The following is a 23,290-nucleotide window of genomic DNA, read 5'->3' on the forward strand; positions in this document are numbered from 1 at the left end:
CCATGGATGCACAAGCAATCATCGCCCGGCGTGTCGCACAGGAACTCCGTAGCGGCGACCTTGTGAACCTGGGGATCGGTATTCCGACGCTGGTCGCCAACTACGTTCCGGCCGGGCTCAAGGTCTTCTTCCAGTCGGAAAACGGATTGATCGGCACCGGCCCCATACCGGAGCAAGGGTTGGCTCATCCGCTGCTGACCGATGCCGGCGGCCGACCGATCAGCGCGCTGCCGGGCGCCAGCACTTTTGACAGCGCGATGTCCTTTGGATTGATCCGCGGCGGCCATGTCGATGTGACGGTGCTGGGCGGCCTGCAGGTCGACGCGCACGGACTTCTCGCCAACTGGATGATCCCCGGGAAGATGGTCCCGGGAATGGGCGGAGCAATGGATCTCGTCAGCGGCGCCAAGCGGGTCATCGTCGCCATGCAGCACGCCGCGAAGGGGAAATCGAAGATCGTCGCCAAATGCACCCTGCCATTGACCTCGGCAAGACCGGTCCACCTGGTCGTGACCGACATGGCGGTGATCGCCTTCGCGGACGGCAAGGCGACCCTGGTGGAAACCGCGCCAGGCGTCAGCGTCGGCGAAGTCGTGGCCGTCACCGAGGCCGATCTCGTCATTCCCAACGCCGTTCCGGAAATGCAGATCTGACGAGGCAGGAGATGCGGATATTCAGCGACTTCAGCGAGATCAAATCCACTATCGGCACCGAGATCGGCGCCAGCGACTGGATCGAGATCACGCAAGAGCGAATCAACCAGTTTGCGGAAGCAACTTGTGACGAGCAGTGGATCCATGTCGACCAGGAACGTGCGAAGAAGGAATTGCCTGGTGGCACCACCATCGCCCACGGGCTGTTGTCGCTCGCGCTCGCGCCGCTCTTCATTCGGTCGGTCATTGGCCTGAAGGGCTTGCGTAATACGCTGAACTACGGTGCGGACAGGATACGGTATCTGTCACCCGTCCCGGCGGGCTCGAGGTTGCGTGGCCGTGTCACGGTCGCCGAAGCGGAGGACGTGCCGCCGGACGGGCTGCGCGTCAACTATCACCTCGTGATCGAGATCGAAGGCGGCAAGCGCCCGGCCTGCGTCGCCGAGCTGATTGCCCTGCACTATCGCTAGATAGTGCGCCGGTACGATCGCGCTCAATCGATGATGTTGTAGCCGCCGTCGATGTAAAGGACACCACCCGTGATCAGCTTGGCGCCATCGAGCGCCAGGAACGCGGTGGCGTTGCCGACATCGTCGATGCTGACGAGACTGCGCGCCGGCGCCTTGGATTGCGCCTTGTCCATCAGCTCGTCGAACTCGGGAATCCCCGATGCGGCGCGCGTGGCGAGCGGCCCCGGAGAGATCGCGTGAACCCGGATGCCTTTCGGGCCCAGTTCCGCAGCCGCGTAGCGGACGGCAGCTTCAAGCGCGGCCTTCGCCACGCCCATCACGTTGTAGTTCTCGACCACCATCTGGCTGCCATAATAAGTCATGGTGAACATGGTTCCACCATTCTTCATCAAAGGTTCGGCCAGATGGGCCATTCGCAGGAACGACCAGCACGAGACGTCCATCGTCTTGAGGAAGCCGTCGCGGTTGACGTCCACGACGCGTCCGTGAAGTGCCTCCTTGGGTGAGAAGGCGATCGAGTGCAGCAGGAAATCGAGCTGACCCCATTCCTTCCCGATCCGTTCGAACACCTGCTCCGTCTGGCCTTCGACCATGACGTCCATGGGCATGAAGATCGGCGCCTCCAACGCCTGTGCAAGCGGCTCGACGTGCTTCTTCGCGCGATCGTTCAAATAGGTGACGGCGAGCTCCGCCCCGAGCGCACGAAATGCCTTCGCGCATCCCCAGGCGATCGACTGGTCGTTGGCGATGCCGACGATCAGGCCTTTCTTGCCCTTCAGGGCAACCTTGGAATCCGGAAATACGGGGATCATGACACCCTCTCATGTCTGGGGTTGGGCGACGGCCTGTTCAACAGCAGGGACAAGGTGTGCTGCGCGATCATCAACTCCTCGTCGGTCGGCACGACATAGACCGGAATGCGGCTGTCGGACCGCGAGATCAGCCGCGCGTGGCGGGAGTTCTCGGCCGGATCGAGCACGACGCCGAGCCATCCAAGCTGGTTGACGATACTGGCCCGAATTCGAGCCGAATTTTCCCCGATACCGGCGGTGAAGACGAAAGCGTCCACGCCCTGCAATGCGGCGGCAAGCATGCCGGCATTGAGACCGATCCGGTATACGAAATAGTCGACCGCCAGCTTTGCACGTGGATCTGGATTTCCCTCCAGCTCGCGCATATCGTTGCTGATGCCGGAAAGGCCCTTCAAGCCGCAATCGCGATACAGAAAATCCTGGACGTTGGATGCCGACATTCCCTTTTCGCTGATGAGATAGAGCACGACGCCGGGATCGATCTGTCCCGGGCGCGTTCCCATGGAAAGCCCGTCGAGGGCCGTGAATCCCATGGTGCTTTCGGCGCTGCGTCCTTGCTTCAGCGCGCACATTGAAGCGCCGCTTCCGAGATGCGCGACGATCACCCGCCCCTTGGCGATATCAGGCGCGATTTGCGGCAGCGCTTTCGCGATGTATTCGTAGGAAAGACCGTGAAATCCATAACGTCGCACGCCCTCCGTGTACAGCTGATGCGGGATCGCATAGTGGTCGGCGACCGCGTCATGGGTACGATGAAACGCGGTGTCGAAACAGGCCACCTGCGGAAGAGCTGGAAAATTGGTGAGAAGCGAGCGGATCGGCGCCAAATTGTGCGGCTGATGAAGCGGGGCCAGGGCAATGAACCGCTCCAGCCGAGACACGACACCATGGTCGATCAACACCGGCCGGTCATGGTCCGGACCGCCATGAACGACACGATGTCCGACCGCCATAGGATTGATGCGAAGTTCATTCCGCAACCAGTCACCCGCGGTAGCCAACGCGGCTGGAACGTCCGGCATGCTCTCGATCGGGTAAGCGCGGTCGGCCAGCGAATCGCCATTCGCGCCGCTCGCTCGAAGTCGCGGACGGCTGCCAATGCCATCCACCTGGCCCTTGATCTGCCGCTGTAGTCTTCCCTCTCCCTCGACCGAAAATATCTGGAACTTGACGCTGGAGGAGCCTGCATTGACGACAAGGATCGTGTCCATGGCGATCACGCGGCAACTGTCGGCGCATGTTGGCGCCTTGCATGTGCATAAAGCGCGGCCACCGCGCAGGAAGCCATTCGCGCGCGCGCTGTGTCCGCACGCGACGTCAGGACGACCGGCACCCGGGCGCCGAGCACGATACCGGCACTATCCGCCTTGGCGAAGTAAGCCAGATTCTTTGCCAGCATGTTGCCGGCTTCGAGATCGGGAACGAGCAGGATCTGCGCCCGGCCGGCGACCTTGGATTTGATCCCCTTGATCCGAGCCGCTTCCATGTCGATCGCGTTGTCGAAGGCAAGCGGTCCGTCGAGCACGCCGCCGGTGATCTGCCCGCGATCCGCCATCTTGCAGAGCGCCGCGGCCTCGATCGTCGACGGGATCTTGCCGGTGACGGTTTCGACCGCCGACAGGATCGCCACACGCGGTGACCTGCCGAAGCCGGCTTGCGTATAGAGATCGATGGCGTTCTGGATGATGTCCCGCTTGGCATCGAGGTCGGGAAAGATGTTGATGGCCGCGTCGGTTACAAACAGCGTCTCGGCATAGGCCGGCACGTCCATCACGAAGACATGGCTGATCCGGCGGTCGGTTCGCAGGCCACCCACCTTGGCCGTGACGCTGCGCATCAGTTCGTCGGTATGCAGGCTGCCCTTCATGAGCATTTCGCCCTTGGCCGCATGAATGAGTTCGACGCCCTTTGCCGCGGCCTCCTCGCTATGTGCGGCATCGACGAGCTCGAAGTTGGAAATGTCGAGGCCGCTCTTGCTGGCCGTATCCCTGATTTTCTTTTCGGGACCGACCAACACCGGCAGGATGATGCCCGCTGCCGCGCTGTCGGTGACGCCGCGTAGCGAGGTTTCATCGCAGGGATGCACAACGATGGTCCGAGCGGCCGGCACAGCCTGGGCCGCTACGATCAAGCGGTCATATTTGCTGGGAGACCGCGCTCCGCTCGAATCGGCCGCCGTGACGCTCATGGTGCTGCTCCGATCTCGTCCAACCTTCGCTACGAGGCCTTCGCCTTGGGATCGAAAGGGGCAACGTTGGAGGTCCTCTCCAACATTTCCGTGGCGTCGACGCCGAACAGTTCGGCGACACGCTGCAGGCGGCTGGCGACCTCACCCGATATCGCGGCGCTGGCGGACAGCACTTCGCGGATCGCGGCGAAGGCCGCACGCCGGGCGTCGGCGTTATCAGGCAACATTTTCGGGATGGCGGCCAACGCATTCTCACGATCCAGCAGCAACATGAAGAACTGCTCGCGGACCAGTGTCTTGAACTCGGACAGCGTCAGCCGCGCACCCTTGTCGTTCCGGCGAACGTTACGCAGCGCTTCAAGGCTGCGCTCGTCCACCATGCCTCGCGCCGACCCGACATAGAGCAGGCCCCGAAGCGCCGCTTCTCGAAGACCTCCTTCGCCGATCCTGGATTTCAGTTCGGCGATCCGGGCCTCCAGCATCTGGCGGTGCTTGGCCGACATTTCCTGCCGCCGCGACGGTACCGACTGCGGATCGATACCGACGGCCGCTTGAACCCCCGGCGAGCCATAGACGGCAAGGAAGATCGCCTCGCTGAGCGCCTCCTGCGAATCACGCCAGCTGTCGAGCGCATGAACGATCTGCTTGGAGACTTGCTCCTGGAACGCCATGAACGGATTGTCCGTCGACACCGGCTTGCGCTCCTCAGTCGCCCTCTCCGCAAGCGACTTGATCGCGGACATGAAAGGATTCAGGCTGCTGAAAGCCTCATACTGCATCCGCAGAGGGTGCAAATTGCGCATCGTCTCCGCCATCTGTGGTGTCACCAGGCGCTTGATCAACGGCTGGAGGAACTTCTGGTAGGCGGCGAGATTGATCTCGGACACGCGTTTGGCTGCAGCAAAACGCCGCTCATCCTCGGGCGAATTGCCGCCCATGGCGCGGATGTCGTCAAGCGTCCGCGCCTCACAGCGCATCACCCATTGACCGACGACCATATCGGCGCTTGTGGTATCGTCACCCTTGGCCTCGAAAGTTGCCTCATAGAGCCCGGGCGGCAGCACGTCGATCAGGTCGATGTTGCTGGAGAACTCCGCGTGCTCCTTCTTGGCAATGCCGCCGGAAACGAAGATGCCGAGATGGCCGACACTTTCGTGAACCGTATAGACGATCGTCTGCCCGTAGGTCCGGATTTCATCGACGTCGGCATAGAGATCGAGGATCCAGTCCAGCGCCTGCTGCGGCGGCGTGATGTTGTCGCCCTTGGAGCAGAAGACCAGGATCGGTGATCGGATATTGCGCAGATCGACCATCTGTCCGTCGGACATTTGAATCCGGCCGGCGGCGAGGTTGTTGCCGACGAACAGTTCATCGACGATGAACTGGATCTCCTCGGCATTCAGGTTGACGTGTCCACCCCACCAGCGCTCGAATTCGAGGTATCGCTCGGCCTCGGTATCGACCTTCGAGTAGACGTTGTACTGCTTGGTCCACAGCGTGTTGGACGGATTTTGGCTTTCGAAATTTTGCACCAGCCAGGCGCCGTCGAACTTGCCGGCTCCGAGATCGCTCGTCAGCGCGGTCAGCCAGCTTCCTCCCAAAAGGCCGCCGGAGTAGCGCATCGGATATTTGCCGTGCACGCCCGCCCAATAGGCAAGCGGCGCACCAGCGATGATCACGGGCCCGAACAGCTCCGGCCGCAGCGACGCCAGGATCATGACGGCCCAGCCGGCCTGGCAGTTGCCGATCACGCACGGCTTGCCGTCGGCTTGCGGATGTCGGCTGATGACTTGCTCGATAAAGACAGCCTCGGCGCGCGCGATACGCTCGATTGTCTGTCCAGGCATCGGTTCCGGCAGGAAGCCGATGAAATAGCAGGGATGACCCGCCTTCATCGCGACGCCGATTTCGCTGTCCGCTTTGAACCCGCCAATTCCCGGACCATGCCCGGCGCGCGGATCGACCACGATGAACGGTCGGCGGTCGAGATCGATCTCGACGTCTTTGGGCGGAATGATGCGCACGAGCGCATAATTTACCGGCTCATCGAGCTTGCGGCCGTCGATGATCAGTTCAGCCGAATATTGCAGAACATGCGGTGCGGTTTGGGCAAGGTGTTCCCGGTACTGGTCGCCCCGCTGACGCATGACGTCAAGGAAGAGAACGCTCCTTTGTCCGGCATCGACCATGTATTCTACGGCTGAAGCGACAACCCCTGAGATGGGGCCGCCAGCTGACGTTGCAGTGTCTGTCGACATGTTCGGACCTCATTGTCTGCTTCATTCAACGGGTCTTGCGCCAGGGAACGTTGATTTAGGTCAACGTTCGACGATCAGCCGGCGATGACGCTGCGGCCGCGCGATCGGCGTGTATCCAGGCCACCGTCAGTTCCCAGGCGAGCGAGAGAATGATCGGTCCGATAAAGAGGCCGACAATTCCGTGCGCGAGCGTTCCCCCGATCACCCCGACGAAGATGACGAGTGTCGGCGTTGTCAGGCCCCGCCCCATCACCAGCGGTCTCAGGATGTTGTCGAGCACGCCGACGATGCCGAGAAACAGCGTCAGCAGTAGCGCCGTGGTGAAATCCTTGTCGAACCAGATCCAGATGATGACAGGAAGCAGGACGATTGCCGCACCGATCTGCACGATCGTCAGGAGCATCACCACGAAAGCCAGCAGGCCCGCGCTTGGAACGCCCGCCAGCTTGAATCCGATGCCGGCCAGCAAGGACTGGACGATGGCGACGCCGATGACGCCCTGGGATACCGCGCGGATGGTCGCCCCCGCCAGTTCCAGGAAATGCTCGCTCTGCTCGGGCACGATGCGAAACAGAAATCCCCTGCCCGCCGCCACGAGCTGCGAGCCGTAGGGGAACAGAAACCCGGCCAGCAACACGGAGAGGAGGAACTGTAGCGTACCCACACCAGCATTGCCGGCGAACGCGAGCAACGTGCCGGCCACCGGCTTCAGATGGGGAGCAACCTCGCGCAGCGCTGATCGAATGTTGTTGGAAGCCTGGGCCCAGAGTTCGTAAAGCTGGGGACCGATGAGCGGCCAATCCTTGACGGCCGCCGGCGGCGTTGGAACCACCAGGTTACCAGCACCCAGACCTCCAGCGAACTCCCTCACTCCGTCGAGGGCACTCAGACCAAGCCAGGTCGCCGGCCCAATAACGATGCCGAGATTGATCAGGGTGAGAATTGTCGCCGCGAGCCTCGGGCGCCCCCCGAGAAATCTGGAAAGTGCGCCAAAGACGGGGTAGAGCGCGACGGCGAGGACAATACTCCATGTCAGGATCGGCACGAAGGGACGGATCAGAACGAAGGTCCAGTAGATCAGGAAGGCAAGCAATCCAAGCCGGATCACGAGCTGGATGACATCATCTCCGGGCAAATACTGGCGAAGGGTTTTCAAGAATGCGCCTTCATCTGGGAGCGAGCACGCGCCCTGAACCTACCGGCCACGCCTGCGCAATAGTCTTGATCCAGATCAAACCAATGTAGGCCAGTGATGGCTGCATCGTCAGACGGGACGGATACCTTGTCCGCCAGCATGCGAGGCGCCATGTCCGAAGCCATCAACTACGCCGCACGTGAGCTTCTCCGCGACGGCGGCGAAATCGAAATCCGCGCCCTTCGGCGGGAGGATGAAGCCGACATGCTCGCTGCGGTCGGAAACACCAGCGCCCAATCGCTGCAGCGTCGCTTCTTCGTGATGAAGCGCCACTTCTCGGACAAGGAGCGCGCCTTCTTCATGGACATCGATTTCAAGAATCACGTCGCAATTGTCGCGCTCGCCGAAGAAGCAGGTCGCAAGGCCGTCGTCGGGGGCGGCCGGTACATTGTCTTCGAACCGGGGTGCGCCGAGATGGCGTTTGTTGTCATTGATGCCTGGCAGGGACGCGGCGTCGGCTCGATCCTGATGCGTCATCTCGTCAAGCTCGCCAGAGATGGCGGATTGCAGGAATTGACGGCAGAAGTTCTGCCCGAAAACGCGGCGATGATAAAAGTATTCGGAAAATTCGGCTTCAAGCCGGGCTCGCGCCGAGACCCGCAGGTAATCCATCTGTCGCTGAAGTTCGCTTAGGGATCACGCACCGCGGCGCCGCGTGGAAACTGGTTTCAGGACACGTGGCGAGCTGCGGCGCAGAGCCTATCTCAATCCCAGGCGCGAACGTCGATAGCCGCTATCCCGGGCTTCATGCCGGCATACGAAGCTGCCGGTCGTTCCCGACGCGTAGCGCCTCTGGCCTTTGGAGTAATAGCGCCCTCTTCCGAAATCGAGCCAGACGATCGTCTCCCCCGGACAATGGCGCTGCGCCTGGGATTCACTTCGGAACGGCGTAAGGACCTGCGCCATCGCTCCCGGTGACGCACAAGAAACAAGAGCCAGAACCGCAACAGACCAGCCGCGGAAATTCAGTCGCATGCCACGCCTGTCATGCGCTCAGGAAGGCGCTGGCGGAGCAGCCGCCAGGACTCCGGCCAGGGCCGCCTGCAGCGCCGCTTCCTTGGTATGGTCAAGGGACGTCTTCAGTACCGTGCCACCTTCACCCTTGAGCCCCTCGAGTACTTTGTCCGCGGTGACCTTCCGCACCAGCACGAACAGCGCCGCCGTCCCGGGCTGAATGGCAGCCGCGGTTTCCTTCATCCATTTGTCGTCGATGCCAACATCGGTCAGATATCCGCCAAGCGTGCCCGAGGCTGCGCCAAGGGCGGCACCGGCCAGCGGCATCAGAAAGATCAGGCCAATGAGGGTACCCCAAAACGTGCCGGAGACCGCGCCGGCAGCGGTGGTGTTGATCAGTTGATTGAGCTTGATGCGTCCCTGGGCATCCTTCACCGCAATCGCCGCATCGCCCAATTCGATCAGATACTCCTTCTGCATGGCCAGCAGTTTCTGCCGAACTTCCTCTGCCTTTGCTTCCGTCGGAAACGCAATCACGACGAGGTCACTCATAGGCCATTCTCCTTTTTCCAAGCAAATGGAGACATTTGACTGCGGACCTGTTGATTTACATCAAGGAATTAGGCGGAGCCGAGCCCTTCAGGCAGCGGACATTGCGCGCAAGCCGCACCAGCGGCTCCACAATTCATGTTGATCTAAATCAATCCCTGCGCTGGACTTAAGGCAGTACGCTTCGCCATCGATCGACGCGATAAACTGTCGCCCGGATATGGGGTTAGCCATGGCTGAGACACCTAAACTCTCCGTCGAGAAAGCACTCGAGAAACTGCGCAGCGCCGATGCGCAGAAATCGAAGGACGTGCGACGCACTGAGGAAATGGACGCTCTCGATGAAGAGATAAAGCGCATGAAGGCGCAACGACTTCGCCTGGACCGGCAATCGGGGCGTACGAAGCGTGATTGACGCCGCGAACGCGACCGACAGATATGAGGCGTCATGGAAGACATCCGACAATGGCCTGTTCCGCCATACCTGCGGAGCTGCCTTGCAATTTCCGATCAGATCACGAACGTGACCAGTTGATACAGCGCAAAGGCCAGCTGTACGCCCAACACGGCCAAGGCCACGATCATCAAAAAGGAGCTGAAATGCATGAGGGTTAAAACCAGAAAGCCCTCTTGAACTGATTGTTCTCGCAAGAAGACTTCGAACAAGGATCAGTACGTCACGCTGCCCTACAAATGGTTGGCAGTTCGAAAAGGAAGCTTCCGCCGCCGCGGAAGTAATGTCATTGCCACGAACCTCTTCTTGGCCGGAGGTCGCTTGTCGGACGGTAGTTCACGCCTACGTGCCGTAGAAAATCTTCATCCCCCACACCACGACAACGACGGCCGATACCAGCGTGGCCGCCGTCAAGATACTTTCTAGGGAAGCTACTCTCATACTCCTACTCCGCTTCCCAGCCCCGTTTGCGGTCTAGTTGATTCGTTCGGTTCGCCGCAATCGCGGGGGCGACTGTGTTGAGCGCTCGCACGGCAATTGTGGTTTGCGGGCCACATCATTCCCGTAGAAATACGGACGCAGCGATGGACAGCCGAGAACCGACCGGTTCCAGGGCATGCCGTCATATCTCACGAGTGCCTGCTTGGTCTGTAAGTCGTCCGGAGCGGTGTTGAGCGACATTTCCGGCAGTTGCCCGGATTGGCGCCCGTGACCGGCGGCGGGATCACCGATCTCGGCGGCATGTCCGCCCACGAGTGTCCTCGCATTTGGCTGGACCGGTTCGGTCGACGTCATCACACCACGACGGCGGTAGCGTCGTATCTGTACAACCAGTCGTATCGCTCTCGCAGACGGTCTTCTGCCCACTCGCGCTCCACATAGGCCTGTGCCGTCGCCGGATCTCCCAGCAACGGGTTGTGAAAGCGTTTCGTGTTCTCGGCCGATCCGTTGACGACGCGGGACGTGCGTTCGTACCTGGCCGATTCATAGGCGCGGAAGGCCGCGGCGACGTCCGTACCGTGCGCCTCCAGCGCGCGGGACAGGATGTAGCCGTCCTCGATCGCCATGACGGCGCCTTGCGCGAGGAATGGCAGCGTCGGGTGGCAGGCGTCGCCGAGCAGCGTGATCCGCCCCACCGACCATGACGGAAGCGGATGGCGCAGTTTCAATGCCCAGAGATACGGTTGGGGAATGGCTGCGATAACCGTCTGCACGTCTTCATGCCACCCGGCGAAGTCGGCGAGCATGTCCGCATGCGAACCCGGTGTCGTCCAGGACTCTTCGTGCCAATCCTCGCGTTCGACCACGCCGACGAAGTTCATCAGCGTTCCGCGACGCAAGGGATACTGTACGATGTGACGGCCGGGCCCGACCCAGTTCGACGAAACCGAACGTGCCAGGCGAGGCGGCAGGTTCGCCATCGGGATGGCGCCACGCCACGCAACGAGGCCCGTAAATTCGGCGTTGTCCGAACCATGCAGTCCTGCACGGATCACGGAGTGGATTCCGTCGGCGCCGATCAGCGCGTCGCCTTCGGCGGTGCTGCCGTCGTCGAACCGCAGGATGACGCGGTCTCCTGCGGTCTCGCATCCCACGGCCCTACGCCCCAGACGAAGCGCGCCGGGAGCAGCAATCGTCACCGCATTCGACAGGATACCCAGCAGGTCCGGCCGGAACATGGTGACGTAGGGGTGACCATAGTTCTGCACCGACACGGTCCCGAGATCGAAAGCGGTCCAGGCCTGGCCGGTATTCCACATCCGAATCTCACGCCGCTCCGGATGCGCGGCCTCTTCCATGACGCGGGTAGCGAGGCCGAGTTCGTGAAAGACAAGCATGCCGTTGGAGCTGATCTGCACACCGGCCCCGATCTCCTGAAGGATCGGCGCCTGCTCGTAAATCTCGACCTCGAAGCCGCGCTTGATGAGCGAAAGCGCTGCCGTCAACCCGCCTATGCCGCCGCCGGCGACGATGATCTTGGGTTTTCCGGCATTTCTCACAGCTTGCTACCTTTTTATATGGATGCCTTTGCGCCAGAGCAGTCGTTCTCCTGAGGCGACTTTGCCTCAAAGCCTACGCGAGAAAGCCTTGGTGGATCTCGTTCAAAGCTATTCCGAAGTGATCTGGGCATCCTTCACGACCTTGGCCCAGCGCAGGCGATCTTTGGCGATCAACTCTGCCAATCGTTCAGGCGGACCGCCTTGAGCGATCAAGCCTTGTCGGTCGAGCACTTCGCGTACGCCCGGTTGGGCCAGTATCTCATTGAAAACCGCATTATAGCGGTCAACGATCGCCTTCGGTGTACCGGCCGGGGCCAGCACCCCATACCACAAATCGACGTCGAAATCGGTGACGCCAAGTTCGGCAAGCGTCGGCACCTGCGCCGCACGCTGCGCCCGAGCCTGGCTGCCGACGGCGAGGATGCGAATTTGCCCCGCTTCCGCGAGAGGAAGCGCGGTATGGATCGGTATGAACATCGCCGAGACGTGTCCGCCCGCGAGGTCTTTCACGGCGCCGGCGGAGCCGGGGTACGGAATGTGTGTCAGGTTGATCTTCGCCGTCAGCTTCAACAACTCCATGGCGAGATGTTGTGGTGTGCCTCGGCCGGGGGAAGCATAATTGATTTCCCCCGGCTTGCTGCGAGCAAGTGCGATTAGTTCCGGGAACGTGGCGACGTTGAGCGAAGGATGAACAACGAGCGCAAGTACGCCGGTCGCGATCTCCGCGATCGGTTCAAAACTCTTCTCGGGGTCGTAGGGGATCGAGCGATAGAGGCTTGCATTCATCACGAAAGTATTGACGGTGACCAGAAGGGTGTGGCCGTCGGGAGCTGCGCGTGCGGCTGCATCTGTGCCAATGTTGCCACTTGCACCCGGCTTGTTCTCGACGATGACGGGTTGATTCCATCGCTGCCGCAATTCTTCACTGAGAATGCGCGCGAGCAGATCGGGACCTGTGCCTGGCGAGAACGGAACGTTGACCCGGATTGTTTGTTGCGACTGCCCATGCGCCACGTTTAGCGGGGCCAGGGCCGTGACCAGAATTCCCAGGATTGTGCGGCGTGAAGGCGTCCAGCCTGCAGAATAGATCGTCACGATGTTTCCCCATCCACGCCAACGGGCGGCCTCTGGCATAAAATCTCTTATTATGAGATTATGAACCGATAATCTGCCAGTTCAAGCTTGATTCCGCCAAACCGGAAAAAGTATCTGATGTGAGCGGAGCAAAGCGCGGCGGGCCGCTGGCCTAAATTGGAGCGATGTCAGACCATGCGGCCCGAGGCATGAAGCCAACGAACAGTCTGGAACGGGTACTGGCGGTTCTTGAGGTGTTTTCCGAGGAACGGCTGGAATGGATGCCCGAGGATCTGATGCGCGAGCTCGGCTATAGCCGGCCGACGCTGTACCGCTATCTGAAGATCCTGAAGGACGCCGGCTTCCTGATGTCGAGCCGCAACTCCGGGGTCACGCTGGGGCCCAAGGTCGTCGAGATGGACTACCTGACGCGCCGCTCCGACGCGCTGGTGCTGCACGGTGTGGCCCATCTGAAAGAACTGACTGCGGCTTATTCCTGCACCGCCATGGTTTTACGCTGGTACGGCAACAAGATTCTGTGCGTGGTCTCTGAATCTTCCGCCAAAAACCCGATCAGCTCCTATCCCCGCGGACGACCGATGCCGCTCGGGCGCGGCGCGATCGCACGCTCAATCATGGCGTTTCTGCCGCGACCGCAGCTGCTGCCGCTGGTCGAGCGCAACCTCGCCGACCTACGCTCGGTCGGCCTCGGCGACGACGCCGAGGACGTCCTGAAAAGCCTGAAGAAGGTTCGCAAAGCCGGATTTTCCGTCGCCTATGGCGAGGTCACGCCCGGCGCGGTCGGCATCGCCGCGCCGATCTTCGACGACCGCCGTTATCCGATCGCCAGCGTCTGCGTCACCATTTCCGGCAGCCTGGTGACCGGCGCCTTGATCGATCAGATCGGTGCCGAGGTCCGCCGCGTGGCGCTCCAGATCTCGGCCGATCAGGCCCCGGCACAGCCAAAAAACTAGACCATAATCTTATATTGTGAGATTATCCTTGACTTGGCGACAGTCCTGTTCTCATTTTGCACGCCCGCCTCGCGCTCGGCGGGTAAAGAATTCACGCCAATAGCAAGAAGCCAGGATGAACAAGCCCGCCGCCGTCACAACGCAAGTCGTCATTGTCGGCGGCGGGCCCGTTGGTCTTGGTCTTGCGATCGAACTCGGCCAGCGCGGCGTAAGGTGCATTCTGGTCGAGCGCTATAGCAGTCCGCAGCAGATCCCGAAGGGACAGAACCTGACCCAGCGCACGCTGGAGCACTTCTACTTCTGGGGCGCGGAGCCGGAACTTCGTGCTGCGCGGACCATACCGCGCGACTACGGCATCGGCGGCATGACCTCCTACGGCACGCTGCTGAGCGGTTACAAATATGATTGGCTGCAGCGCGAGTTGGTGCGGCCCTATTACTTCACCGACAACGAACGGCTGCCGCAATATGCCACCGAAGAGGTGTTGCGGCATCGCCTGAGCCAGCTGCAAAGCGTCGAGACACTCTTCGGCTGGAGCGCCGCCGGCATCGAGCAGGACACAGATGGCGTGCGGGTGACGATAACCGAGCGCAGCAGCGATCGTCGTCGCACGTTGCAGGCAGACTATGTGGTCGGCTGTGACGGCAGTCGCTCTTTGGTACGCGACGCGGCAGGCATCACCCAGACCCTGTCCGACCACGACCGGCTGATGGTGCTGCTGGTATTCCGTTCGACCGGCCTGCACAGGCTGCTCGAACGCTTCCCCAACAAGTCATTCTACAATGTGCTGCATCCCGATCTGAAGGGCTATTGGCAATTCTTCGGGCGCGTCGACCTTGGCACCACCTGGTTCTTCCATGCGCCGGTGCCTCTCGGCACCACCAGGGACAATTTCGATTTCCGCCGCTATCTGTATTCAGCGGTCGGTGAGGAATTCGACGTCGAGTTCGAACACACCGGCTTTTGGGATCTGCGCGTCGCAATATCAGATCAGTATCGCATCGGGCGCGTCTTTATCGCCGGCGACGCCGCGCATGGCCATCCGCCCTATGGCGGCTACGGCATTAACACCGGTTTGGAAGACGCCGCCAATCTCGGCTGGAAGCTTGCCGCAGCACTGCAGGGCTGGGCCGGAGCAGATCTGCTGGATACCTACGGCGAGGAACGGCGGCCGGTGTTCGTGTCGACCGCACGGGACTTCATCGAAAAGGCGATCCAGAGCGACAAGGATTTCCTGGCCAAGTTCGACCCCGCGATCGATAGGGATGCATTCGAAGCCGAATGGCAGGCGCGCTCATCCGGTGCGCGTTCCGAGGTCAGTTCGTTCGAGCCGAACTACGAGGGATCGTCGATCGTCGCAGGTCCGCCCGGCGCCAGCTGCAGCGCGATCGGCTCGCATGAATTCGCAGCCCGGGCCGGACATCACCTGGCGCCGCGCCAGCTCGGGTCGGGCCGCAACGTCTTCGAGGAGCTGGGCGCCGGTTTTACGCTGCTCGATTTCGGCGCGCCGGACGTCGCTGTCGCTGAAATCCAGCGCGCCGCCGAGGCCAGCGGAGTGCCGCTCAAGCTGATCAGGGACGCCAGCGCGGAAGGCCGGGAATTCTACCAGGCGACGCTGGTCCTGGTCCGGCCCGATCAATTCATTGCCTGGACATCGGACGGTGAGGTGACGGACGCCGCCAGTATTGTCCGCCGCATGATCGGCGGCCACCCCTGACGCCTGCGCCAGCTCCGTCGTCAAACAAGAAAACAAAAAGCCGAAAGCCGGCAAGGAAACACAGGGAATCAAGGGTATGAGCCGTCACAGTGCCGCGCATTATTTCCTCGAAGGACTCGTCGACCTCGGCGTTGAGTATATCTTCGCCAACCTCGGCACCGACCATGTCTCGCTGATCGAGGAGATCGCGCGATGGGACCGCGAAGGCCGCAAGCACCCCGAGATCATCCTCTGCCCGCATGAGATCGTCGCCGTTCATATGGCTGGAGGCTACGCACTGGCCACCGGCAAGGGTCAGGCGGTGTTCGTGCATGTCGATGCCGGAACTGCCAATGCCTGCATGGCCATTCAGAACCTGTTTCGTTACCGGCTGCCGGTGATGCTGTTCGCCGGGCGTGCGCCCTACACGCTGCATGGCGAATTGACCGGATCGCGCGACACCTATGTGCACTTCGTGCAGGATCCCTTCGACATCGCCAGCATCGTGCGGCCCTATGTCAAATGGGAATACTCGTTGCCGTCGGGTGTCGTCGTGAAGGAAGCGCTGGCCCGCGCCGGCGCCTTCATGCACAGCGATCCACCGGGGCCCGTCTACATGATGCTGCCGCGCGAGACGCTGGCCGAGGAATGGGACGAGGCGCAGATGCCGGCCTATCGCCCCGCGCGCTATGGCTGCGTGACGGTCGGCGGTATCGAGCAGGCCCGCGTCGAGGCCATCGCCACCCGGCTGATGGCGGCAGAAAATCCGATCGCACTGACGGCCTATCTCGGGCGTAATGCGGACGCAGTATCGGCGCTGGAACGCCTCGCGCTGGCCTGCGGCATCCGGATCGCGGAGTTCAACTCGATCGATCTCAACGTCTCGCAGGATTCGCCCTGCTTTGCCGGCTTCGATCCGATGCCTCTGCTGGAACAGGCCGACGTCGGGCTGCTGCTCGATACCGACGTGCCTTTTGTGCCGCAATACGCCAAGCGCATCGAAGCCATCGACTGGATCCAGATCGACATCGATCCGCTGAAGTCGGATTTCCCGATGTGGGGATTCCCGACCGACATCAGGATTCAAGCCGATTGCGCGACTGTTCTGCGGCAGGTGCTCGAGGTGGTCGAGGCGCGCGCCGATGACCTCTATCGCAAGCGCGTCACCGAGCGCATCGCCGGCTGGAGCGCTACCCGCGATGCAGCGGCGAGGCGCCGCGCAACTGTGGCTGAGAACAAGGGCCTGCCCGGCGCACTCAGCGCCGCCTATCTGTTCGCAACCTTGAACCGTGCGTTGTCGCAGGACGATATCGTCGTCAACGAAGCGATCCGCAATGCGCCGCTGGTGCAGGAGCAGATCCGGCGCACGCAGCCGCACAGCTATGTCGGCCTTGCCGGTGGAGGGCTCGGCTTTAGCGGCGGCATGGCGTTGGGGCTGAAGCTGGCGCAGCCGGAGCGCCGCATCGTGCAGATTATCGGCGACGGCGCGTTTCACTTCTCGTCGCCGGACTCGGTATTCGCGGTCGCCCAGCAATATCAAATTCCGATCCTGACGGTGGTGCTCGACAATGGCGGCTGGCAGGCGGTGAAATCATCGGTACAGCGCGTTTATCCGAAGGGCGTCGCCGCCCAGACCGGTTCGTTTCAATCGCAACTGCGCTCAGGCCGGCAGGGCGAGCAACGACGCTTCTCCGATATTGGCCGTGCCTTCGGCGCACATGGCGAATTCGTCAGCGAGCCGGATGAACTCGCCGCCGCGGTCGATCGCTGCCTCGCTGCCGTCGACGGTGGCATCTCCGCCGTCCTGCATGTCGAAATCACGCCGCTCTAGCGGCAATCCAGGTTTGTTCGCCATGCACCAAATTGCGCATTTCATGCACTCTGTCTTGGAAGGATTGAAATCATGAAAAACTTCCGCCGCGTAGCGCTTGCCGCCATCTGCTTAAGCTATTCCGGTTTCGCGCAAGCTGCCGACGAGGTGAAATATCCGACCCGCGCTATTCGCATCGTCGTCGGCTTCACGGCGGGCGGCGGCAACGACATCATCGCCCGCATCGTCGGACAGAAACTGTCGGAAAATCTCGGCCAGCCGGTCGTCATTGAAAACAAGCCCGGCGCGGGTGCGATCCTTGCCACCGAATACGTCGCGCGGTCTGCACCCGATGGCTATACGCTGCTGGTCGGTGCCAGCGGCGCCATGGTGATCAACCCGGCAGTCTACGAGAAGCTGAGTTACGACACGATGCGGGATTTCACCCCGGTGTCCGAGCTTGGCTCGTTTCCACTGATCCTGATCGTCAACGCGGCGTCGCCGTTCAAGTCGTTGGCCGATCTCGTCACCTACGCCAAAGCGAATCCGGACAAGGCGAATTATTCGAGTTCCTCCGCCGCCTTCCAACTCGCGACCGAGCTATTCAAGCAGAAGACCGGCGCGCCGATGCAGATGATCCCCTACAAGGGCGCCAACGATTCCGTTACCGCTGTGATCTCCGGCGAGGTGACCGCGACGATCGCCGATTCTGGACCGGTGACCAGCCAGGTCAATGGCGGCCTCGCCCGCGCGCTGGCAGTTGCCGCACCGAAGCGGATGGACGGCTTGCCCGATGTGCCAACGATGAAGGAAGCGGGCGCTGACGTCGAAGCGGTGTTGTGGAGCGGCATATTCGTGCCCGCCGCGACGCCACCCGACATTGTCAGGAAGCTGGAGGCCGAATTCGTCCGCATCGCGCGCTTGCCGGACGTAATTTCCCGCCTGCAGGCGCTCAACATCGAATCCGTCGGCAATTCGTCGGAGGAATTTTCTCGCATCATCGCGACGGATCTCGAACGCTGGAGAGCGGTCGCCCGCGCCGGCAATATCAAGATAACCCAGTAGACCGTCATGTACGGGCTGCCGGCACAAGGACGATCCAAATCGGTTGGCTGGCGTGCGGGCCTCATAACAGACATCGGGAGGGATCATGAGAAGCGTATCAAGGGGAGTGATAGCGATCGTACTCGCATGCCAGTGGGCCGCGGCTGGGAATGGCATGGCTGCGAGCGCCTACCCCGAACGTGCGATCCGCCTCGTCGTCGGGTTTCCCGCCGGCGGAAGTTCCGATGCAATCGCACGCATCGTACAGCCGACCGTCGAACAGCAATTAGGGCAGACGCTGGTGATTGAAAATCGTCCGGGTGCAGGCGGCGTGATCGCCATCGGAATGGTCGCCAAGGCGCCGCCTGACGGTTATCTGATCGGACTAGGCGGCGCGGCGGGTCTCGGCGTCAGCCTCGGCGTCCAGGAGAACACGGGCTATGACCCGCGCAAGGACCTTGCGCCCGTTACCGGTCTCGCGTCAGTGCCTTTCATCCTCGCCGCTTCCAATTCGCTGCGGGGAAAGACGCTTCGCGACATCGTCGCCATGGCAAAGCAGCCAAACCAGCTTGCAATCGGTCACGGGGGCAACGGCACGTTGATGCACCTGACAACCGAGATGTTGAATCAGATGGCCGATACCAGGCTGGAACTGGTGCCCTATCGCGGTATGGCTCCGGTAGTTACCGATCTGATCGGCGGTCATATGTCGCTCGGGGTGATCGATCCTCCATCGGCGATAGCGGCGATCGAGGGCGGTCTCATCACGCCTATCGCCGTCTCTTCGGCGCATCGATATCAACGTCTTCCAAATATTCCGACATTTGCCGAACAGGGGGTCCCGGGTTTTGAAGCTACAGGCTGGTTCGGCATCGTGGCGCCGGCCGGAACTCCAGCCGATGCAATCGCGAGAATCAACGCGGCGTTTGTGAAAGCGCTGAAGGATCCGGCAATCGTCGAGCGAATCCGCGCGCTGGGCTCTGATCCGTTGCCAATGGCGCCGGATGAATTTGCACGATTTATCGAGAACGAGGTGCAGAAATGGGGAACGGTCGTCGCAAAGGCGGGGAAGAAATAGATATGGCTTGAGGCGCCATTGCACACATTACGTTCGGGATAGCCCAGCAGACGCTGGCCAAATGATGCCTGCCGGGGACCGCGATCGAGCAGGACCTTCCTGGGCTCGTTGCTGCTAGTTGGCCTTGATTCCAGCCTCGCTGACGAGCTTGCCCCATTTTGCGCTTTCGCTTTGAATGAAGCGTGCAAATTGCTCTGGCGACGTTGGCGCGGGCTCGGCGCCAAGAGACTGGATCTTCTCGATAACCGACGGATCCTTTAACGCTTTCACGAACGCCTCGTTCAGCCTGGCCACGATGTCCGCAGGTGTGCCAGCTGGCGCGACCAGTCCGAACCAACCGACGGCTTCGAAGCCGGCAATGCCACCCTCGACAAGCGTCGGCACACCGGACAACGACGGAATACGTCGCGCGGACGAAACACCGATCGCGTTGAGCTTGCCTTCGAGGATAAGCTGCCGGGACGCCGGGATGTCGAGTACCGCAAAGGGTACGTGCCCCGCCAGCACATCGACCGTTGCCGGCGCGGTCCCGCGATACGGCACGAGTCCCATCCGAACGCCGGCCTTCTGCGCGAACAAGGCCGCGGTTAGATGCATTGCGGTCGAGTTGCCGCCGTGACCAATCGACAACTCGCCCGGCTTCGCACTGGCGAGCGCGATCGTCTCCGCCACCGTGCGCGCGGGCACCTTCTCCGAGGCCACCAGCACGAAGGGGATCTCGGCGAGCAGGGTAACAGGAACAAGGTCTTTCGGATCGAAAGGCATCGTCGGGCCAAGGTGCGGATTCACCGTCAGCGCGCCGGCCGGCGCCACGCCGAGTGTGTAGCCATCCGGCTTGGCTTGAGCGACCGCAGTCATGCCGATGTTGCCCCCGGCCCCGGCACGGTTCTCGATGACGAGGCCCTGCTTGAGGTCGGCCGAAACCAGCGGTTCGAGCGCGCGGATGACGATATCGGCGCTGCCACCGGGCGGGAACGTCACGATGATCTTGATCAGTTGCTCCGGGTAGGCCGCATGGCCGGCCTGCGACGGCAGGACTGCTAGCGCCGCGCCGGCCAGCGCGGCCAGGATACGATTCTTTCCGCTGTGAAACATGTTTCGTCCCCAAGCTGTTCTTCCAGCAGCAAACTTCCGATCGCTGCGATCGGCGCCGCAGTCAGGCCGGCAGTGCTATGTCAGCCATTCTAACGTTCGCGCCGGCCGCACCGGTGATGCGTGCAATCAACGCTTCCGGATTTTCGGGCACAACCTGACCGCGCCAGGCGATATGCTGATCCGGCCGCACCAGCATCAGCTTCTCGCCATAGGCTCCGTTCGCTTCATCAATCGACAGCTCGACCACCGCGAGCGGAACGCCTCGTTCCTCTGCGGCGGAGAGCAACCGCGTGACATCGATCGTCGGATCGAACCGCATCAAGGTGTAGCCCGGACCGAATGAATCATAGAGCGACGTTCCGTCGCGCAGAAACAGATGCGGCGCGCGCGCGCCGGGAACCGCAGACGGCGTGAAGTTGCCCATCGTATAGGGCGGCGGGGTTTCGCCGTCATAGGCGATAATCGGCGAGACATCATAGTAGTAGCCGAAATTCAACCCGGCGCAGCAATATTGCTGGACGTTGAGATCATAGGCCGCCTTGGCAAGCGTTGCACGCGCCGCCTGCCCGCGCGGCGTATCATCCTCGATCTCGTTGGATACACCGCCTCGCTGCGCCATCATGGCGACGGCGTGGTCCATCGCAAAGCGAGACACCTGTTCGGTGATCGGCTGGCGCTCCGCCCCATACGCATCGAGAATCGCGGCCGGCGCCCATCCGTTCAAATGGGCGGCCAGTTGCCAGCAGAGGTCGACGGCGTCGGCGATCCCGGCATTCATGCCATAGCCCGCATAGGGCATCCACAGATGCGCGGCGTCGCCGCAGATGAAGACTCGCCGGTCACGGAAGCGATCGGCTACCAGTCGGCGTCCGACCCAGTCCTCCTTGCTCAGGATCCTGTACGTGAAACGCTCGTCGACGCCGAGGATGCTGCGGATTGCCCAGTCGCGGTCGACTGAGTCGAACTCCGGTTCGTCGGGCCTCAGATGATTGTGGATCAGCCACCGGTCATGACCGTCGATCGCAACCGTGGTGCCCGAGCGGCGCGGGTTGAGCGAGAGCACCATCCACGCTGGCTTGTGCGCGCCCATCAGGTCCTTGAGCTGCGGGGCCTCGACATAGGTCGACTGCACACGCTGGATGACCGGTGTCCCCGACAGGTTCGCGCCGATCGACTTGCGCACGAGAGAACGGCTGCCGTCGCATCCGATGGCAAAGGATGCCGCGATACGGAACGACTTGCCGCTGTCGAGATCGAGGGCCAGCGCAACCACCTCCCGGTCATCCTGCGCGATCTCAACGATCTCGGTCCGCGCCAGGATCGTGATGCGCGGCTGGGCGGCGGCGTGGCTGAACAGGATCGGTTCGAGATAAACCTGGTTAATCCGGTGCGGCGGCTCGGGCGTCGGCCACCACGTATCGGGGCCACCGGTTGCGCTGTAGCGGGTCGAGCGGCCGGGAATTTCGATGCGGCACAGTTCGATGCCCGTGGCCGTGGTCCGATAGGCGCAGTCGTTCGGGAAGTCTGCGGGCAACCCCGCGTCGCGGAGTTTTGCGGCGACGCCAAGCCGGCGGAATACCTCCATTGAGCGCGCCGAGACGTGATTGCACTTGACGCTGGGCGGGTCGCCGGCGTGCCGGATCTCGGCCACCACGACATCGACGCCGCGCGACGCCAGATCCATGGCCGCGGTGAGTCCCACCGGTCCCGCGCCCACCACCAGTACCTGCGTCCTCATCCGCCCCCCTCGTCTCTTTTGACTGCCGCTGCCCGTCGGTGCGGACCAGGGTGCATTCTAGGATGGTTTCGTTTATGAGATAAGCCTGAAAGAATTTATCAATTCATGAGATTTCCATATGAATGTCACCTTGCGGCAATTGCGGGCTTTCACCGGCGTCTATCGCGCGCGCAGCATTACCCGGGCCGCGCGCGAGCTCGGGATCACGCAGTCGGCGACGAGCCTGCTGATACAGCAGCTCGAGGCCCAGCTCGGCGTGAAGCTGTTCGATCGCACCACACGCGCGGTGCAGCCGACCCTGGCTGCGCATGAGGCCATTCATGCCGCCGATCGCATGCTCGGCGATGCGCAGGGGCTGTCGCGGCGCATGCGCGATCTTGCCGAGGCGCGCGCCGGCCGCGTCGCGTTCCTCGCATCGGCCGGCGCCGCGTCCGCGCTGATGCCACGGGTGCTTGCCAGATTTCGCGCCGTCTATCCCGACGTCGAGATCGACATGCGCGACGTCGCAGCCGACGATCTCGTACCGCGCATGATCGCCACGGATGCGGAGTTTGCGATCGGCAGCGTCGAGGGCGAAATTGCGGAAATGAAGATCGAAGCGCTGGTCGGCGGGCGCCTCAGCGCCATCGGTCGTCACACGGCTGAGTTCGCCGCGCGGCGTTCCCTGACATGGGATGAGCTAGCGCGCCAACCAACGATCGCGATGCGACGCGAAACGCGAATTCGCATGCAGATCGATCAGGCGTTGGGACAGCAAGGCAAGCGACTGGTCCCGACCTATGAGGTAACTTTGATAAACACCGCGCTTGCGATGACTGCGCAGGGACTTGGGCTCGCCATTCTTCCGGCGACAATGCTGCCGGCCGACCAGTTTCCGATGCTGATCGCAAAGCCCCTTACGCGACCAGCCATCACGCGACAGGTGTCGCTACTGCAACGTACAGGCAGAACGCTGTCGCCAGCAGCGAAAGCCTTGGTCACGATCGCGCGATCCGTCCTCACTCAGTCCCGAGCGGGGGATCTGCCATAACCCACGGTGGTATGGCGACGATCCACTCCAATGCGCAAATGCTGCATTGACGCCGAACACCAGGTAGACCGCGAGGCAACGACAGACAGCGCGAGATAGGATCCGGCAACAGAGGTCAGGAGGTTCGATGCCGAGATTTGCAGAAAGGCTGCCAATCACCCGATCGACGTTTTTATCGACCCGGCATATGCCCGGCAGATAACCCAGGCACGGGATCA

20 protein-coding genes are annotated in these 23,290 nt (G+C 61.9%); 10 read left to right on the forward strand and 10 right to left on the reverse strand.

Annotated elements, in window-relative coordinates; genetic code table 11:
• Positions 1 to 2 precede the first annotated feature (2 nt).
• Positions 3 to 653, forward strand: a complete 651-nt coding sequence (locus tag JQ641_RS10380; RefSeq protein WP_211995876.1) for a 3-oxoacid CoA-transferase subunit B — start codon at positions 3 to 5, stop codon at positions 651 to 653.
• 11 nt (positions 654 to 664) lie between these two features.
• A complete protein-coding gene (locus JQ641_RS10385) occupies positions 665 to 1,123 on the forward strand; it encodes a MaoC family dehydratase (RefSeq protein ID WP_211995877.1) in 459 nt (152 codons plus the stop codon).
• A gap of 23 nt (positions 1,124 to 1,146) precedes the next feature.
• On the opposite strand, the gene fabI is transcribed toward JQ641_RS10385, so the two are convergent.
• The 5 genes from fabI to JQ641_RS10410 are packed head-to-tail and all read right to left on the reverse strand — an operon-like array spanning position 1,147 to position 7,537.
• Positions 1,147 to 1,935 (reverse strand): enoyl-ACP reductase FabI, encoded by a 789-nt coding sequence (gene fabI, locus JQ641_RS10390; protein WP_211995878.1) that lies wholly within the window; start codon positions 1,933 to 1,935, stop codon positions 1,147 to 1,149.
• Positions 1,932 to 3,146: an acetate/propionate family kinase gene (locus JQ641_RS10395; RefSeq protein ID WP_211995879.1), complete on the reverse strand. Its 1,215-nt coding sequence runs from the start codon at positions 3,144 to 3,146 to the stop codon at positions 1,932 to 1,934. The genes fabI and JQ641_RS10395 overlap by 4 nt, the downstream gene beginning before the upstream one ends.
• A gap of 5 nt (positions 3,147 to 3,151) precedes the next feature.
• Positions 3,152 to 4,123 (reverse strand): phosphate acetyltransferase, encoded by a 972-nt coding sequence (locus tag JQ641_RS10400; protein WP_211995880.1) that lies wholly within the window; start codon positions 4,121 to 4,123, stop codon positions 3,152 to 3,154.
• 29 nt (positions 4,124 to 4,152) lie between these two features.
• Complete coding sequence (locus JQ641_RS10405; protein ID WP_211995881.1) at positions 4,153 to 6,381, reverse strand: DUF3141 domain-containing protein; 2,229 nt, start codon at positions 6,379 to 6,381, stop codon at positions 4,153 to 4,155.
• Between the two features lie 55 nt (positions 6,382 to 6,436).
• A complete protein-coding gene (locus JQ641_RS10410; RefSeq protein WP_211995882.1) occupies positions 6,437 to 7,537 on the reverse strand; it encodes an AI-2E family transporter in 1,101 nt (366 codons plus the stop codon).
• A 243-nt stretch (positions 7,538 to 7,780) separates the two neighbouring features.
• Here JQ641_RS10410 and JQ641_RS10415 point away from each other — a divergent pair, with 243 nt between their 5' ends.
• Complete coding sequence (locus JQ641_RS10415) at positions 7,781 to 8,209, forward strand: GNAT family N-acetyltransferase (protein WP_349628537.1); 429 nt, start codon at positions 7,781 to 7,783, stop codon at positions 8,207 to 8,209.
• A gap of 360 nt (positions 8,210 to 8,569) precedes the next feature.
• Here the strand turns inward: JQ641_RS10415 and JQ641_RS10420 are convergent, their stop codons facing one another.
• The gene (locus tag JQ641_RS10420) at positions 8,570 to 9,082 is read right to left on the reverse strand and encodes a DUF1269 domain-containing protein (protein WP_211995884.1); all 513 of its coding nucleotides are present in this window, start codon (positions 9,080 to 9,082) and stop codon (positions 8,570 to 8,572) included.
• 229 nt (positions 9,083 to 9,311) lie between these two features.
• Between JQ641_RS10420 and JQ641_RS10425 the strand changes: the two genes are divergently transcribed.
• On the forward strand, positions 9,312 to 9,494 hold the full coding sequence (locus JQ641_RS10425) for a hypothetical protein (protein ID WP_211995885.1): 183 nt from the start codon (positions 9,312 to 9,314) through the stop codon (positions 9,492 to 9,494).
• 833 nt (positions 9,495 to 10,327) lie between these two features.
• On the opposite strand, the gene JQ641_RS10430 is transcribed toward JQ641_RS10425, so the two are convergent.
• Both JQ641_RS10430 and JQ641_RS10435 read right to left on the reverse strand, forming a co-directional pair.
• A complete protein-coding gene (locus tag JQ641_RS10430) occupies positions 10,328 to 11,533 on the reverse strand; it encodes an FAD-dependent monooxygenase (protein WP_211995886.1) in 1,206 nt (401 codons plus the stop codon).
• A gap of 108 nt (positions 11,534 to 11,641) precedes the next feature.
• On the reverse strand, positions 11,642 to 12,628 hold the full coding sequence (locus JQ641_RS10435; protein ID WP_211995887.1) for a Bug family tripartite tricarboxylate transporter substrate binding protein: 987 nt from the start codon (positions 12,626 to 12,628) through the stop codon (positions 11,642 to 11,644).
• Positions 12,629 to 12,816: 188 nt separating this feature from the next.
• On the opposite strand from JQ641_RS10435, the gene JQ641_RS10440 reads away from it, so the two are divergent.
• The 5 genes from JQ641_RS10440 to JQ641_RS10460 all read left to right on the forward strand — a co-directional run bounded on the left by JQ641_RS10440 (position 12,817) and on the right by JQ641_RS10460 (position 19,209).
• Positions 12,817 to 13,581 (forward strand): IclR family transcriptional regulator, encoded by a 765-nt coding sequence (locus JQ641_RS10440; protein WP_211995888.1) that lies wholly within the window; start codon positions 12,817 to 12,819, stop codon positions 13,579 to 13,581.
• 115 nt (positions 13,582 to 13,696) lie between these two features.
• Positions 13,697 to 15,298 carry an FAD-dependent monooxygenase gene (locus JQ641_RS10445; RefSeq protein WP_211995889.1) on the forward strand — a complete coding sequence of 534 codons (1,602 nt, stop codon included), beginning with the start codon at positions 13,697 to 13,699 and terminating at the stop codon, positions 15,296 to 15,298.
• A gap of 76 nt (positions 15,299 to 15,374) precedes the next feature.
• Positions 15,375 to 17,108: a thiamine pyrophosphate-requiring protein gene (locus JQ641_RS10450; protein ID WP_211995890.1), complete on the forward strand. Its 1,734-nt coding sequence runs from the start codon at positions 15,375 to 15,377 to the stop codon at positions 17,106 to 17,108.
• A gap of 72 nt (positions 17,109 to 17,180) precedes the next feature.
• Complete coding sequence (locus tag JQ641_RS10455) at positions 17,181 to 18,152, forward strand: Bug family tripartite tricarboxylate transporter substrate binding protein (protein WP_211995891.1); 972 nt, start codon at positions 17,181 to 17,183, stop codon at positions 18,150 to 18,152.
• A 154-nt stretch (positions 18,153 to 18,306) separates the two neighbouring features.
• Positions 18,307 to 19,209: a Bug family tripartite tricarboxylate transporter substrate binding protein gene (locus JQ641_RS10460; RefSeq protein ID WP_211995892.1), complete on the forward strand. Its 903-nt coding sequence runs from the start codon at positions 18,307 to 18,309 to the stop codon at positions 19,207 to 19,209.
• Between the two features lie 114 nt (positions 19,210 to 19,323).
• Here the strand turns inward: JQ641_RS10460 and JQ641_RS10465 are convergent, their stop codons facing one another.
• Both JQ641_RS10465 and JQ641_RS10470 read right to left on the reverse strand, forming a co-directional pair.
• Positions 19,324 to 20,304 (reverse strand): Bug family tripartite tricarboxylate transporter substrate binding protein, encoded by a 981-nt coding sequence (locus tag JQ641_RS10465; RefSeq protein WP_211995893.1) that lies wholly within the window; start codon positions 20,302 to 20,304, stop codon positions 19,324 to 19,326.
• A 61-nt stretch (positions 20,305 to 20,365) separates the two neighbouring features.
• The gene (locus JQ641_RS10470) at positions 20,366 to 22,042 is read right to left on the reverse strand and encodes an FAD-dependent oxidoreductase (protein WP_211995894.1); all 1,677 of its coding nucleotides are present in this window, start codon (positions 22,040 to 22,042) and stop codon (positions 20,366 to 20,368) included.
• Positions 22,043 to 22,160: 118 nt separating this feature from the next.
• Here JQ641_RS10470 and JQ641_RS10475 point away from each other — a divergent pair, with 118 nt between their 5' ends.
• Entirely contained in the window at positions 22,161 to 23,072 is a 912-nt protein-coding gene (locus tag JQ641_RS10475) for a LysR family transcriptional regulator (protein ID WP_211995895.1), read from the forward strand.
• Positions 23,073 to 23,290 lie beyond the last annotated feature (218 nt).

Origin of the sequence: Bradyrhizobium sp. JYMT SZCCT0180 (genome assembly GCF_018130165.1) — a bacterium.
Classification (GTDB): domain Bacteria; phylum Pseudomonadota; class Alphaproteobacteria; order Rhizobiales; family Xanthobacteraceae; genus Bradyrhizobium.